The organism is Paenibacillus castaneae, assembly GCF_002884445.1.
In the GTDB taxonomy this organism is placed as follows: domain Bacteria; phylum Bacillota; class Bacilli; order Paenibacillales; family Paenibacillaceae; genus Pristimantibacillus; species Pristimantibacillus castaneae.
In genome coordinates this window covers 1658608-1673987 of sequence record NZ_KZ614144.1, presented here as the reverse complement: position 1 = coordinate 1673987, position 15380 = coordinate 1658608, and the positions used below count along the sequence as shown (strand labels likewise).

The window sequence follows — 15380 nt, the reverse complement described above, 5'->3', positions numbered from 1 at the left end:
ATGTGTTCACAACTTTTAAAGTTTTCTTTTTTGCCACCGTTGGGTATAATAAAGACAGCTTATTGGAGGTGCGAGAACAGATGAACTTTATCATCGTAATGACTGTATTTATTTTGTTTATTGGAGCGATGCTGACAAGCTCGTACAACGATGACAAAACAAGCGGACTATAGGCGAGTGCTATGCTTTTAGTCAAAAAAAATGAAGCTTCCCGAGAGCGTTTTGCTCAACACGGGAAGCTTCATTTCGTTAAAATAGCAGGTCAAAACGCTGATTAGCGCTCCAACTCTGCCATTTCTTCCATACAGACTCCACATACATAACGTTCTTTGAAATCACGCACATCAACCATAGAGCCGCAAAATACGCATTTTGGACGGTAACGCTCCAATATGATATGGTCGCCTTGCACAAAAATTTCAACGGGATCGCCCTCATTCATCAAGTAACGTTTCCGTAATGATTTTGGAAGAACAATTCGACCAAGTTGGTCCACTTTCCTAACTACACCTGCTGGTTTCATCACTTTCACCTCTTCTGTGTCTGGTTTCGCAAGCTATTTTTGAGAAACCTCTGCGTTATAATCTTTCGATGATCCTGCGTTATTTCCTGCCCAAATTAATAATTTCTTAGTATTCTGCAATTAATGAATGGATTTCATTGATAATATTCCATATATTGTTAATATTACCCTCGACCTATCCAAGTCCTGGGAATTGATTCTGCCTTAATGCTTCATACACAATAATTGCCGCGGAATTCGACAAGTTAAGTGACCTAACATTATCGGACATCGGCATTTTAATACATGTATCCATGTTTGCATAAATCAATGTTTCTGGAAGTCCTTTCGTTTCTTTGCCAAATACGAAAAAATCCCCATCCTTATACTCAAAATCGGAGTACAGCTTTTGAGCTTTCGTACTAGCATAGAAAAAACGCCCTTCTGGATATAAAGCAAGCACCTCATCGAAGGAATCATGATATTCCACATGTACAGAATGCCAATAATCAAGTCCTGCACGCTTCAATGTGCGATCATCTGTGTTAAAGCCAAGCGGCCTTACGAGATGCAAATGCGCTCCGGTTGCTGCGCATGTACGTGCGATATTTCCTGTGTTTGCCGGTATTTCCGGTTCTACCAAAACGATATGAAATGCCATAGCTCTCAATCCTACCTTTCATTTGGCCTATTATACACGAAATTCCGTAATATTTTTACACCGAATTTACGTACCGTTAATCTTGGGCATAACTTCTACCTTCATAATAGAAACATAATACGCGGTTACCTTGAAGGAGAGTTGAACAATGCGAAAAAAAATTTTGGTCGTCGACGACGAGCCTTCCATTTCCATGTTAATTGCATTTAATTTAAAGCTGGCAGGCTATGATGTACGATGCGTAAGTGATGGTGAAGCTGTATTCGACATGCTAAAGCCTTTTCGTCCTGATTTGATTGTCCTAGATCTCATGTTGCCCAAGATGGACGGCATTCAAGTATGCCGTGAGCTGCGCAAACAAAACAATGCTGTTCCAATCATCATGCTTACTGCTCTGCAGGACGTAACAGACCGAATAGCTGGACTCGATAATGGTGCAGACGATTACTTAACAAAGCCATTTAGTCCGCAAGAGCTTATATCGCGCATTCAGGCTATATTGCGCCGCGTTCATTCCTTGCCTGGTTCAACAGTGGATACAGCGTTTGATATCGGCCGATTAAATGTTCGCGTCGAACAGCGCGAGGTGCAAATCGACGGCAAATGTGTTGATTTGACACCGAAGGAATTTGAACTTCTTCTGTTTCTTTGCCGACATAAAGGCAAGGTACTCAGCCGTCAGCAGCTGCTTCACGGTGTATGGGATTATCATTTCCTTGGCGATACACGTATCGTGGACGTACACATTAGCCACTTGCGAGACAAAATTGAGAAAAATGCCCGTACGCCTGAATATATTATGACCGTTCGAAATGTCGGCTATAAGCTTAACGGCCCTCATATCGCGGACGGCTCATTAGCTTAGCAAGCCCAAAAAACCGCCCATTCCTTCTAAGAAGAAGGGATGGGCGGTTTTCTATATTCTGCCGATAACGAAGCTTCGTAAGACGTTTAACCGTTTCTCTTCTGGAAGTCGATCATAAATTGTGTAAGCGCCTGGCAGCTTTCCAGCGGCACAGCGTTGTAAGTAGAAGCACGAAGGCCGCCCACATCACGATGTCCCTTTAAGCCAACAAAGCCTTCCAGCTCTGATTCTTTAATAAATTTCTTCTCCAGCTCTTCGCTGTGAATACGGAACGTAATGTTCATATTCGAACGACTTTGCGGCTGAGCGCAGCCGATATAGAATCCGCTGCTTCCATCAATTGCATCATAGATCAGCTTTGTTTTGTCATGATTGTATTGCTCTAATTGAGCAACTCCGCCCCTGTCTTTTATCCATTGCAGCACTAGGCTGACCATGTAAACCGAGAAGGATGGCGGTGTGTTGTAGAGCGAAGAACTCTTCACATGCGTATCGTATCTAAACATGGTTGGAATCGTTTTGGGACTTTCCTTCACTAGATCGTCACGTATGATGACAACTGTTACGCCTGACGGGCCTAGATTTTTCTGGGCACCGGCATAAATAACGCCGAACTGGCTTACATCGATCGGACGACTTAGAATATCACTGGACATATCTGCTATAAGTGGGACATTTCCTGTATTCGGAAACTCTTTGAACTGGGTTCCGCCTATTGTTTCATTCGAAGTGAGATGCAAATACGCAGCATTCTCGGGAACTTCGATTTCAGCCATTGTCGGCATACGCATAAATTTGTCTGCTTCGGTAGAAGCTGCTACAACCGTATCGCCTACCAGCTTTGCTTCCTTCAGTGCTTTATCAGCCCAAGCTCCTGTCATGACATAAGCACCAGGTGAACCCGGACGAAGAAGGTTTAAGGGCAGCATCGCAAATTGCGTACTTGCGCCCCCTTGCAGAAATAACACGTGATAATTGCTAGGAATATTGAACAATTCACGAAGCAAGGCTTGAGATTCATTGTTCACCTGCTCATATAATGCGCTTCTATGCGACATTTCCATAATGGACATGCCCGCGCCCTTATAATCTACGAATTGCTCCTGTGCTTGCTTAAGCACCTCGAGAGGTATTGCGGCTGGTCCTGCGTTGAAATTAAATGCTCTTGTCATATTCGGATACCCACCTCAGCTTCTTTATACATGATATGGTTATGATAGCAATTTTGGAGGAATGCATCAAGTATATTCGTATCGATAAATCACAAAAAGTCGAACGTATGTTGAATAACTGTCATTAAATATTCGGATTTCATACAAAAATATTGCTTTTCAATAAAGAAAAGGACCCTTAAAGGGCCCTTTTCTTATGAAACTTATGAATTGATTAACAATCGTAGTATAGGCTGAATTCATGCGGATGAATTCGGATCGCAACTGCTTTCGCTTCTTTACGTTTCACAGCTACGTAATTGTCGATAAAGTCTTTGGAGAATACGCCGCCTTCTGTTAAGAATTCGGAATCTGCCTCAAGCGCGTTCAGCGCTTCATCAAGCGTTCCAGGAACGCTGCGAATATCTTTTTTCTCTTCTTCAGGCAAGTCATACATGTTTTTGTCGAACGGACCATAACCAAGAGCAACAGGATCAAGCTTACGCTTAATGCCATCCAATCCTGCAAGCAGCATAGCTGCAAACGCTAGATAAGGGTTGGCTGTATTGTCAGGCGTACGGAACTCGATGCGGCAGCCTTTAGCCGTTACAGCCGCGATTGGAATACGGACAGCTGCTGAACGGTTTCCTTTGGAGAATACAAGGTTAACCGGTGCTTCATAACCCGGCACAAGACGTTTGAACGAATTCGTGCTTGGGTTAGTAATAGCAATCAATGCTGGTGCGTGGTAAAGCAGGCCGCCGATATAGTGCATAGCCATTTCACTTAAGTTTGCATAAGCGCCTTTATCATAGAATAAAGGTGTGTCGCCATCGAAAATGGAGGCATGAACGTGCATACCGCTGCCGCTATCGCCAAACAACGGCTTCGGCATGAACGTAGCTGATTTGCCATATTGGCGAGCTGTATTGTGAATAATATATTTAAATTTCATAAGATTATCAGCTGTTTTGGTAAGAGTATCGAAACGGAAGTTAATTTCCGCTTGACCAGCGGTAGCTACTTCATGATGGTGGCGCTCTACGCGAAGGCCTGATTCCTGCAAGAGGCGAACCATCTCGCTGCGGATGTCTTGTTGGGAGTCAACTGGAGCTACTGGGACATAGCCGCCTTTAACCGGAACTTTTGAACCTAGGTTTCCGCCCTCTTCTTTGCGGTTCGTGTTCCAACCAGCTTCTTCGGATTCAACGATATAAGAAGATGAATTCATTGTGCTTTCATAGCGAACTTCGTCGAAGATGAAAAATTCAGGCTCCGGTGCGAAAAACGCTGTCGTACCAATACCAGTCGTTTGCAAATATTCTTCAGCCTTCTGAGCGATGCTGCGCGGATCACGGTCATAACGATCACCATCTGGTGTAAATATATTGCTCATAACGTTCAGTGTAGGATGATCAGTGAAAGGATCAATATAAACGGATTCTGGATCCGGCATCATAACCATGTCAGAGTTTTCGATACCACGGAAACCCTGGATCGAAGAACCATCAAACGCTACCCCGTTTACAAAAGTATCAGCATCAACCTCAGCAGCAGGAAGAGTGATGTGGTGTGCATGACCAAGAAGATCTACAAAGCGGAAATCTACAAACATGATGCCATTTTCTTTAATATTGTCCAAAACATTTTGAACTGACATAATAATTTCCTCCATTTCCGAACATTATCTTTGTATTGAACATTTATCGTTCAACTATTGCTCCAAATCCATGTCGTTATTATAAAACTTGGCTTCAATCTCCGTCAATAGTTATGTCAGGTATTTTTTAAACTCATGTCAGGTATACTTACAAAGTTTAAACAGAAGTTCACAATACCTGACTTCCCGCCTAACAAAAAGAACCGTACATCCTTGCAGAAGCAAGGATGTACGGTTCTTTACGCTTATTATATTTTCCATTCTTTAAAAGCTTCAGCAGGCGCTTTCGGTGTATCAAATTGCTTGCCAACAATTGGAGCAAGCTGCTCAAGCTCCTTAAGAAGCTTTGCGAATTGATCGGGGAACAACGATTGAACACCGTCTCCGGTCATCGAATTATCTGGATCGGTATGCATTTCCACGATTAATCCGTTCGCTCCTGCCGCGACTGATGCCTTGGACATCGGCTCTACCAATTCACGGCGTCCTGTGCCGTGGCTCGGATCGGAGATGACCGGCAAATGGCTAAGCGATTGCAGAACCGGAATAGCCGTTAAATCCAGCGTATTGCGTGTATATGTCTCGAACGTACGAATTCCACGCTCGCAGAGCATAACATTCGGATTGCCGCCTGCCAGAATATATTCCGCTGCATTCAGAAATTCATCATACGTGGAGCTAAAGCCTCTCTTTAGCAATACTGGCGTCTGGATAGTGCCAAGCTTGCGCAGCAAATCAAAGTTTTGCATATTGCGCGTTCCTACCTGAAGGATATCAGCATATTCTGCGCACACATCAACATACTCCGGCGTCATGACCTCTGTAATCGTCAGCAGACCGTGTTTCTTGCCTGCCTCAGCCATCATCGCCAATCCTTCAACGCCGACACCTTGGAAGCTGTACGGACCCGTACGCGGCTTGAACGCGCCGCCTCGCAGCACCTGTCCGCCTGCTGCTTTCACTAGGCGAGCAATCTCGTCAATTTGCTCTGGCGTCTCGACTGCACATGGCCCGCCCATAATAACAAGATTGCTGCCGCCGATTTTGACACCTTTAATATCAATAATTGTATCGTCTGGATGGAAATCACGGCTAGCAAGCTTGTAGGATTTTGAAATTTTTATAACATTCTCTACTCCCTTCATTTGACGCAGATGCTCCGCTAGTGTTGGTTCTGCATTTCCGATAATACCAATTACCGTACGGTCCGTTCCTCTCGATACATGAGCTTGAACACCTGCTTTTTCAATATGGGCTACAATTTCATTAATACGAGCCTCTTCAATCTTTGAATTAGTAATAACGATCATAGGGATCACTCCTTAGTATTTTTTAACAGCAAACAATTAGCTTTCTGATAGACGGGATGCTCATATGATACTAATAATCACATTTGCAGCTTTATCTGGTAATACAGATCATTTCACACTTCAACGCATATACGCTTTATAGCTTTTATGCTTTGCGGCTTCTACGCTTTTAATCACTAAAGTAAATATACAAGAGAAGCTGCCTTTCGTCAACCCATATTACAAAAGTTTCTCCTTCCCTTTGTTAAATCATTTCTACCTGTAGTCGTGTTAATCGGGACAACTAACTGGAATAGCAGCAGCTAAGTTACTAGATTAGGGAGTGATCTCACTTTTTCGATTAATCTTTATAAAAAAACGAATCTCATTCCCCTCCATGGTCAAGGGGAATGAGATTCGTTGTATTCAGCCCATTATACTACTCTGTCTTCTCAGCAGTTGCTGTCGCGGCTGCCGCTTCACCAGCAGTTGATTTAACTCGGATATTAGGCAGCAGCTTATTCATATTGACGGTACGACGTATTTCCCAAGTATCCGAATTTGCGTGATCGTATTGCTCCAAGTACGTAATAACTTCTTTGGTTAGCGGCGTCGGTGTGGATGCCCCAGAAGTTACCGCAACTCGGTCTACGCCCTTAAGCCATTCCTGTTTGATCTCGGACACATCAGACACACGATAAGCTTTGACGCCGGCGATCTCCTCTGAAACCTGTGCAAGACGGTTAGAGTTATTGCTCCTCGGATCACCAACGACGATACATAGCTGCGCTTCACCCGCTTGCTCGGCTACCGCTTCCTGTCGAACCTGCGTCGCCATACATATCTCGTTATGAACCTCAGCTGAAGGATACCGCTCGAGTAAGCGGCTAATGATATGACGAATATCCCATTGCGACATTGTCGTTTGATTCGTAATAATAATACGATCTTCCGGCAAATTAAGCGAAGCAATATCCTCTTCGCGCTCAATGAGATGCACGAGATCCGGAGCTACGCCGATTGCTCCCTCCGGCTCAGGGTGATCCTTCTTGCCGATGTAAATAATATGATAGCCTTCCGCTGTTTTCGCGCGAATCAAATCATGAGTTCTCGTCACGTCAGGACAGGTGGCGTCAACGACAGAAAGCCCTTTCTCGCGAGCCCGCTGACGAACCTCTGGCGATACACCATGCGCTGTGAAAATAACGGTTCCAGTATCGACTTGATCCAATATATCAAGTCGATTGGCACCATCCAGCGTAATAACGCCTGCCTGCTCGAAAGCTTCCGTTACATGCGCATTATGAACGATCATGCCCAAAATATATATGGGCCGCGGTAGCTCTAAGTTTTTGGCTGTTTGCAAAGCCAAAACCATGGCATCAACAACGCCATAGCAGTAGCCGCGCGGTGATATTCTAACAATTTCCATTAATTGCACCCGCTTTCTAACCGGATGTACGTAATAGGCTTTATTCTTTTAATTCATCCGTTGCTACTATTATAGACGAATGAGACGTGTCCGGAAAGGCTAAAGGCAGCCAGATTGTAAACTTCGTTCCATTTCCCTCGCCAGTCGTCACTTCAACAGAGCCCTTATGCTCATCAATAATCCATTTGGCAATCGATAATCCAAGTCCCGTTCCTACTGTAACGCCTCTCGATTCGTCTGCTCGATAGAAACGATCGAAGATATGCGGAATTTCATCCGGATTCATTCCGATACCGGTATCTTCAATGATAAAGCCTAATTCTTGATCTCTGCGTATCGCTCTGAGCTCAATATATCCTTCCGGCGTATATTTAAAGGCGTTCTCAATAAATATGAACAGCATTTGCTGCAGATAATTATGGTTTGCATTGACACGTACCCCAGCCAAGGCGGAGAGGTCGCCAACTTGCCATACAGCAGTACGAGGCAGCAGCTGCGCTCTGCGCACGACCTCTTCTGTCAGCGGCAGCAGGTCTAGCGGTGTTTTCTCCATCGTGTAGCCGGCATCTGCGCGCGCCAGAGCAAGCAAATCATTAACTAGCGTGCTCATCCGCTTCGCTTCTGCCGAAATATCGCTCATCGCTTCCTTCGATAAATCCCAGCGCTCATTGTCAAGCGGAAGCCACTCTCCGCTCTCCGGATTCCTATTCGTTTCCTTCATCTTCGTCCACATCCGCTCCAGCAAATCAATATTTCCCCTTATTGTTGTCAGCGGTGTACGGAGCTCATGCGAAGCATCGGAAACGAATCTGCGCTGAGCCTTATAAGCCTCATCCAGCTCGTTATAGGCCATTTCCAGACGCGAGAGCATAACGTTTAACGTACTTACAAGTCTTCCGATCTCATCCTTCGGACCCATTGCTGGAATTCTGACGCTTAGGTCTGAGCCGCTCTCAATTTGCTGTGTTGAGCGAATAACTCTCTCAATCGGACGGAGAGCCTGCCGTGCAATGATTAATCCAACTGTAAATGCGATAAATACAACGACCAGCGATGAGAAGATTAGGATAGTGCGCAGCCCGCTAAGGAATCTTTCCTCATTGTAGGTAAATACACCGATTTGCAGCAAGCCCACCAGGCTGTTATCACTCCGCAAATATATCCCACGTTGGTAAGTAAGCATATCGTATTTGTGTCCGTTAATTTCCACCTTAACCTTAACAAACCCATCCTTTGGTTTTGCTTTCGCTTCTGCATAGGGAATACTAAATGTGGTTGGAAAATTATTGGATTGCGTAATGGCCGATTCTTTATAATTCACCAGTTGAATATACATGTCTTTCTGGTCAATTCGGAATTGTGATCCGACATACAAATCCAGCTTCTTATTCAGAAAATTAGTTGCGCCTATAATATCTATTTTACTGTTTTGAACACGCATCTGTTCTTTGATTTCCGCATACGTATTCCAGTTTACAAAGAAATAAATACAAAGGCCAAAAACGATCATCGTTACAGCTAACAAGCCCGAATACCAGAGCGTTAGCCGAAGCCGAATAGACATAATGTTAACCTGCCTCTCCGCGAAGCACGTAGCCGGTGCCGCGCACCGTTTGTATGAGTCGATTTTTGCCGCCATCCTCTACCTTCTGGCGCAGCATCGCAATGTATACCTCCAGCACGTTTGATTCACCGCTGAAGTCATAGCCCCAAATTTTTTCCATAATAGCATCACGCGTCAACACACGGCGCGGATTCTGCATAAACAGCAGCAGAAGGTCATATTCCTTGGAGGTCAACTCAATTCTCCGTCCAGAGCGAATGGCTTCCCTCGCATCCATATCCAATATTAAATCCTCATAAAGAAGCTGATTGCTAGCTTGTCCCATTGTATCCGGTTTTCTTCGCAGCATGGCACGCGTGCGTGCAAGCAGCTCTTCCAGCGCAAAAGGCTTAACCAAATAATCATCTGCCCCCAGATCCAGCCCTTTCACCCGATCGGTAACATCATCCTTGGCTGTGAGCATCATAATCGGAACCGTACTGCCGCTTTCTCTTACGCGCCGACAAACTTCCCAGCCGTCAACCTGTGGCATCATAATATCGAGGATAAGCAGGTCTGGTTCAATTTTCAGCAATGCCTTAAGCCCTTCCATTCCGTTAGTTGCGGTCGTAACTTCATAGCCTTCAAAGGCTAAGCTTCTTCTAAGCAAAGATATTATTTTCTCATCGTCATCCATGACTACAATATGCTGTCTCACTATTTGTCCCCCTCTATCTGCAACAAAAAACGCAGAGCTTGCTGTCTCTCTGCGTTTTTCTTTTCACCATTTTACAATTTATTCTACTGCATTCTTGTCACCAATTATGACTTGCAGGTTCATTGCCGTTCCTTTGCGAACAATATTGAGCTCTACCTTATCATTAACCTTTTTCTCTTTAATCGCTGCTATTAATGTTTCCATCGAAGCATATTTCTTGCCGTCTATGCCTACGATAACATCAAATTGCTGTACCCCTGCAATATAAGCTGGAGAATTATAATAAACATTTCGTACAATAGAGCCTTCAACCTTATCCATGCCTAATTGTTTTGCTATTTCAGCCGTTACATTCTGAAGCTCAGCTCCAATATAAGGACTAGCAGGCTTAGGAATAGCTTTGTTATTTTTCAAGTTGTCGATTACACCTTGAATGGTACTCGTCGGAATCGCAAAGCCAATTCCTTGCGCTTGCGAGCTTACTGCCGTATTAATGCCAACCACCTCACCGTTCAGGTTAAGAAGCGGCCCGCCTGAATTACCAGGATTAATGGATGCGTCCGTTTGCAGCAAATGCTCATATTTGCGCTCGCCCTGCGAATCTTGAATATCAATTGGACGCTCCTTCGCACTTAGTACGCCGAATGTTACCGTATGATCGAAGCCGTATGGATTACCAATGGCTACTACCCAATCTCCAATGTTGATATCATCGGAATTTCCAAGCGGCAGCGTAGGAAATGCTTTGTCGCCTTTAATCTTAAGTACAGCTAAATCCAGCTGATAGTCTGAACCGAGCAGCTCAGCTGTGAATGGCTCATCATAGCCTTGTACAATAACTTTAATTTGATCCGATTCTCCAACAACGTGTTGATTAGTCAGAATATAACCTGAATCGTCGAAGAAAAACCCAGTTCCGATACCCGATTGCTGCATTTTGCTATCTTCTTGCTTTCCTTCTTCCTGAGTCGTTCCTGGATAGTTATCTCCAAAAAATTGACGGAAGAAAGAATCATCCAACATAGAGCCGCCAGTGCTCCGTTTCGCTGTATTGACATAAGTTTCAATTTTCACTACTGCCGGACTAGCTGTTTTAAATAATTGAGCGATATTGTCCGGTTTGCCAGCTATTGTTGACGCCGTAGAGCTGCCATTCGTTCCTGCAATTGTCGCGGATGAACCGTTAGAGCCGCCTGATTGCGTTTGCACAGTTACAGCCTGATCCTTCGTAAACCAATTATTTAAGTCAGCCGTGTACATTAGCAAGCCTACTACGATAACACCAGCTAGGAAAGACATAAAAATAGCTGAAAAGGATGTACGACGCGGCTCACGAACCTGCCATCCGCTTTTGCTTGTCTGATTCGAAGGTGTAAACGTCCGAATCGGCGATTGCTGCGGCGCTCTTTGCGTTATCCGTTCAGTCGATTGTTCAGGCTCGCTGCTTGGCTCCTGCGAGCTCGATGCCGTATTTCCATAAGGCTCATCTTGAATCAGCTGCCGCTGCTCCTGAGCAGGCGGTTGGCCGGCCCCATTCCCATCCCCCTGCGGGTTAGCTTTGTAGGGTCCGTAAGAATAGTAGTAAGATGGCTTAGCCGATTGTTCTTGCGGTTCAGACCCCGCTTCATGCTGCGAAACTTCCCCATCCTCAACATTTCTGGGAGAGTCTTGACCTTCCGTATTTTTCTTAAAAAAATCGTCATAGCCGTTTTTGTTGTTTTGATCTTCCATGCAAGTTCTCCTCCTTGATTCTTATTCCAATCATGTCTCCGATAAACAATATGTGGATTCATGTTATTTGATATAGTTCTATCATGCACATTCTACCTTAAAACAATCTTAAAAGGAATTTAAACAGAAATAAAAAAAACGCCCCAAAAATAGTTTTGGCGGCGTTTTTTGATTGTTTTCGTTTGAAATCAGCTAGGAAACAGCTGTTCTACCTCATTCAGCTTTTTATTTGCGCGATCGACCCACTCCTGCTCAATATCCGCATCAGGGTCGGATGGCGTCTGAAACTGATCAAACAATGCGCCCATAACGCGAAATGAAGCTTCAGGATCATTTCCTTCGCGATAGACATGCTTAAGTACGTAAGGGGTGCCAAGCTTAATGGTTGCATCAGTATCTTTCGCTTCTATGTCAATATTGCCGTTAATGGCTTCAAATGGAATACGGAGCCATACCTTTTGCGCCTCATCGAGGGCATGGTCGAAGGAGCCGCTATCGTATTCCCAATTGCCGCCAAGCACGAATTGCTGCGATTCCAAAAACGCCTTTGTCTCCAAAAAGCGATGCTCCTGTGACTGCAGCACGGACGAGAGTGTTATCATAACGGTTACTCCTTTACGCTAGCCATCCGTTCAAGACTTAGGCTAGTTGCTAATCGTAAGTATACCCGTCAACTGATCCATTTATGTGCGATTCGCCCAGCCTTTGCGGTGTGCGAGTACGGCAAGCTGCGTCCGATCCTCAAGCTCGCATTTCATGAGCAAATTGCTCACATGCGTTTTTACTGTTTTCACGCTGATGTGAAGCTCCTCGGCTATTTCCTTATTGGATTGACCATCAGCAATGAGCAGAAGCACTTCCTTTTCCCGCTCCGTTAAGCCCTCATCGCCAGACTGAGATGTACGTTGACGCAAGCCTCTGGTCAAAGCCTGCGACACATCCTGGGTCATCACCGGCATGCCTTTGTAGGCTCCGCTAATGGCATAAATGAGTTCTTCTGCTGACACCGTCTTGAGCACATAGCTGACCGCGCCCGCTTCGATTGCGCCATACACTTTGTCATCCTCAAGAAAGCTTGTCAGCATGACAATCTTCATATCAGGAAAGCTTGCCATTATCGTTTTGGTAGCTTCAATTCCATTCATCCCCGGCATCATTAAATCCATGAGAATAATATGAGGCAGCTGCTCCTCGCCAAAGCCCGCCAGCATTTCAATCGCTGCTTGGCCGTCACTTGCCTCAGCTATAACGTGGAATTTGGGCTCAAGCATAAGATAAGTCCGCAAGCCCGTCCTTACCATATCATGATCATCTACAATCATTATTTTTATAGCATCCGGCATACTCATCATTCAAGCTCTCCCCGCAACAATTTTGGTATCGTAACCTTAACTCTTGTGCCGCTTCCAGGCTTGCTCCAAATTTCCGCTGATCCGCCAAGCTTCTGAGCACGCTCTTGCATCGTCGATAATCCATAGGAGCCGCGTTTCACCTCATCTGGATTAAAGCCTGCTCCATCATCCTGTACAATCATCACAACCTGCCTCTCATTATCCGAAAGCGTCAACGTACAGCCCTTGGCCCCTGCATGCTTCACGATGTTCGCCATGGCTTCCTGTGCGATAAGAAATAGCTGATGCTCCTTAGCTTCCGATAAGGGGTCCTTCAAGCGCCATTCCAGCTCGCCCTGCAAATGGTTTTGTCTGCAATAATCAGGAAACCATTTGTCCAGCGCTTCATATAAAGTACGCCCTTCCAGCTCCATAGGGCGCAATTGAGCAATAAAATTACGCATTTGCTTCTGCGCCAGATTGGACATGTTCACAAGCTGCTCCAGAACAGAATCAGCCCGCTCACGATCTACCTGCTGCAGCTTTGGCAAGGAGGATGCGCACATATGAATGGCAAAAAGCTGTTGGCTTACGGTGTCGTGCAAATCTCTAGCCAGCCTCTTGCGTTCTTCCAGCACCGCCGCTTCATTCGATGCCGATTCCGTCATTACATATTCTTCGCCCCGCATTTGCAGCAGCTTCATCCTCTTCTCCATCTGCTCTGCAAGCTCATTGAATTCACGATATACAACGATAAAAGAATTATGGCCGCCTTCCGTTATCCGAACGCCAAAATTTCCGTTAGAAGCCTGCTTTAAGGACAGATGGAGTGTATCAATTCGTCTCCCAATACGCTGAGCCGCCCAATAACCGCACGCAGCGCTCACAAGCAGGAAGACGGAGGCGGCCGCTAGGCGCACTTCCGTCTTTCCTGTTTCATTTATTAAAGCATTCCAGGTCACAGAGCCAAGGAAATAAGACAGCATGGATGCAAGGACAAACATGCCGATTAATTCCCACTTCCCGCTCCTTAGAAAACGGACCATCATCCGTCAATCACCCTACCTTTGTGACGCGCACATCACCAATGAATGTGCTTACGATCAGCTTAATTTTTTTGTCTGCTTCTCTGTACATAGGCGATTGGATATTGATGTTGGTGAACATGCCGCCTTCCTTCTGGCCTAGAATCTTCACATCACCGATAAAGGCGCTGGAGATCACTTGCACGCCTACCTCATAATCATTAGGAATATAAACCTTCACATCGCCGATAAACGAAGAAACATGGATTTTGGTTTCACCCGCAGACACCTGAGCCTTTGTTAAATCAAGCACAGTATCACCGATAAAATGCGAAATGTTAAGCGGCTTCAGATCCCAGTAATCATGGCCAATGTGAATATCGCCAATAAAGCCTGAGCGCGTTTGCACGCCGGAATCGCCATGATTCCACCATTCCACATGCTCTTTATGATTTTGCTTCCATTCGTTAGCGTTTTTCTTATATTCATTCTTATGGTAATGCTTCCACTCTTTATATTCATTTTTATAATACGATTTGTCTTTCGTTTGGTTCTGGCCCATATCCTCTTGCACGCCTTCTTGCTCATTCATAGCGTATTTTTCCTTGCTCAAATTAACTGCAGGCCCCTTCGTTGGATCGGGGTGAAGCGGCGGCGCAGGAGGAACATTCGCTTGATTCTGGTAGGGACTATATGATTTCCAGTCCTCTTCAGGAGGATTTTGAGATTTGGTCTTAGGCCGCCATATTAAATTAATACCAATCAAGATAACGATCACAGGCCATATATAAGGAATAATATCACTTATAGACCAGGTGAAAAAGTCTAAATTATGTCCGAGGAATATACAACCGATAAGTAATACGATTGCCCCCCACCATCTCGTTCCTCCGCCGCCCTGCGAACAGCCCGCCAACAAGCCTCTTATACCGACAATTATGAGGATAACAGGCCAATACATAGATAACATATCACGAATATCAAAGGTCACATGACCTGTTTGCCTAAGCAAAAACAATATGCCAAGTGAAATAATGATTAATCCGGTAAAAAACCGATTAGCAAAATTTCCATTCACGCGTCACCAACTCCTTATGATTCCATCCTCGTTTGATAAATTAAGTATAGCGAACAGCGTGCATGAGAGAAAGGGACGGCCGATTGAACTTGTTATCCGCCTCTAGACCGAGCTATTTCATTTTTCATCCATTTTAAAGTCATAATATTAAAAAAGTCCACTTAAACACAAAAAAAGAGGAACAGCTTTCGTTCCTCTTTTCTTCTTCCTTGGCTTAGAAAATACTACTTATTAGCTTTTTGATTAGCTTTATTAGCTGCTTGTTGACCAGCAGCATTATTTTGGTTTAATTCATTAGCGAATTCTGCATTGTATTTATTTTTTTGTGCCGCATTATTATTGTTGTTATTTTTGTTCTTAGCCATTGTGTTTTCACCTCCCTGCTCAATCCATA

The 15380-nt window shown here is 44.7% G+C and carries 15 protein-coding genes; 1 reads left to right on the top strand and 14 read right to left on the bottom strand.

The genetic code is table 11. The annotated features are described in order from the left end of the window. Nucleotides 1-274: 274 nt before the first annotated feature. Together CEF13_RS07190 and trmL are read right to left on the bottom strand one after the other, a co-directional pair. Entirely contained in the window at nucleotides 275-523 is a 249-nt protein-coding gene (locus tag CEF13_RS07190) for an AbrB/MazE/SpoVT family DNA-binding domain-containing protein (RefSeq protein ID WP_102710074.1), read from the bottom strand. A 175-nt stretch (nucleotides 524-698) separates the two neighbouring features. Continuing rightward, the gene (gene trmL, locus CEF13_RS07185; RefSeq protein WP_102710073.1) at nucleotides 699-1163 is read right to left on the bottom strand and encodes a tRNA (uridine(34)/cytosine(34)/5-carboxymethylaminomethyluridine(34)-2'-O)-methyltransferase TrmL; all 465 of its coding nucleotides are present in this window, start codon (nucleotides 1161-1163) and stop codon (nucleotides 699-701) included. Nucleotides 1164-1311: 148 nt separating this feature from the next. Between trmL and CEF13_RS07180 the strand changes: the two genes are divergently transcribed. After that, a complete protein-coding gene (locus tag CEF13_RS07180) occupies nucleotides 1312-2028 on the top strand; it encodes a response regulator transcription factor (protein WP_102710072.1) in 717 nt (238 codons plus the stop codon). An 86-nt stretch (nucleotides 2029-2114) separates the two neighbouring features. Here the strand turns inward: CEF13_RS07180 and serC are convergent, their stop codons facing one another. The 12 genes from serC to CEF13_RS28730 form a co-directional block, all read right to left on the bottom strand. After that, entirely contained in the window at nucleotides 2115-3200 is a 1086-nt protein-coding gene (gene serC / locus CEF13_RS07175; RefSeq protein ID WP_102710071.1) for a 3-phosphoserine/phosphohydroxythreonine transaminase, read from the bottom strand. Nucleotides 3201-3414: 214 nt separating this feature from the next. Next, entirely contained in the window at nucleotides 3415-4839 is a 1425-nt protein-coding gene (glnA, locus tag CEF13_RS07170) for a type I glutamate--ammonia ligase (RefSeq protein WP_102710070.1), read from the bottom strand. A gap of 248 nt (nucleotides 4840-5087) precedes the next feature. Beyond that, nucleotides 5088-6149 (bottom strand): 3-deoxy-7-phosphoheptulonate synthase, encoded by a 1062-nt coding sequence (gene aroF, locus CEF13_RS07165; RefSeq protein ID WP_102710069.1) that lies wholly within the window; start codon nucleotides 6147-6149, stop codon nucleotides 5088-5090. Between the two features lie 418 nt (nucleotides 6150-6567). Then, nucleotides 6568-7560: a 4-hydroxy-3-methylbut-2-enyl diphosphate reductase gene (locus CEF13_RS07160; RefSeq protein ID WP_102710068.1), complete on the bottom strand. Its 993-nt coding sequence runs from the start codon at nucleotides 7558-7560 to the stop codon at nucleotides 6568-6570. A 40-nt stretch (nucleotides 7561-7600) separates the two neighbouring features. Further along, nucleotides 7601-9124, bottom strand: coding sequence for a sensor histidine kinase (locus tag CEF13_RS07155; RefSeq protein ID WP_102710067.1), 1524 nt, complete (start codon nucleotides 9122-9124; stop codon nucleotides 7601-7603). Between the two features lie 4 nt (nucleotides 9125-9128). Beyond that, complete coding sequence (locus tag CEF13_RS07150; RefSeq protein WP_102710066.1) at nucleotides 9129-9821, bottom strand: response regulator transcription factor; 693 nt, start codon at nucleotides 9819-9821, stop codon at nucleotides 9129-9131. Between the two features lie 78 nt (nucleotides 9822-9899). Further along, nucleotides 9900-11552: a S1C family serine protease gene (locus CEF13_RS07145; protein ID WP_102710065.1), complete on the bottom strand. Its 1653-nt coding sequence runs from the start codon at nucleotides 11550-11552 to the stop codon at nucleotides 9900-9902. Nucleotides 11553-11740: 188 nt separating this feature from the next. After that, nucleotides 11741-12154, bottom strand: a complete 414-nt coding sequence (locus CEF13_RS07140; protein ID WP_102710064.1) for a YugN family protein — start codon at nucleotides 12152-12154, stop codon at nucleotides 11741-11743. 81 nt (nucleotides 12155-12235) lie between these two features. Continuing rightward, entirely contained in the window at nucleotides 12236-12895 is a 660-nt protein-coding gene (locus CEF13_RS07135; RefSeq protein WP_424991980.1) for a response regulator, read from the bottom strand. A 5-nt stretch (nucleotides 12896-12900) separates the two neighbouring features. Further along, nucleotides 12901-13932, bottom strand: a complete 1032-nt coding sequence (locus CEF13_RS07130) for a sensor histidine kinase (protein ID WP_102710062.1) — start codon at nucleotides 13930-13932, stop codon at nucleotides 12901-12903. Between the two features lie 7 nt (nucleotides 13933-13939). Continuing rightward, nucleotides 13940-14986, bottom strand: coding sequence for a cell wall-active antibiotics response protein LiaF (gene liaF, locus CEF13_RS07125; RefSeq protein WP_244917055.1), 1047 nt, complete (start codon nucleotides 14984-14986; stop codon nucleotides 13940-13942). A 224-nt stretch (nucleotides 14987-15210) separates the two neighbouring features. Further along, complete coding sequence (locus tag CEF13_RS28730) at nucleotides 15211-15351, bottom strand: hypothetical protein (RefSeq protein WP_166742887.1); 141 nt, start codon at nucleotides 15349-15351, stop codon at nucleotides 15211-15213. Between the last annotated feature and the right edge of the window lie 29 nt (nucleotides 15352-15380).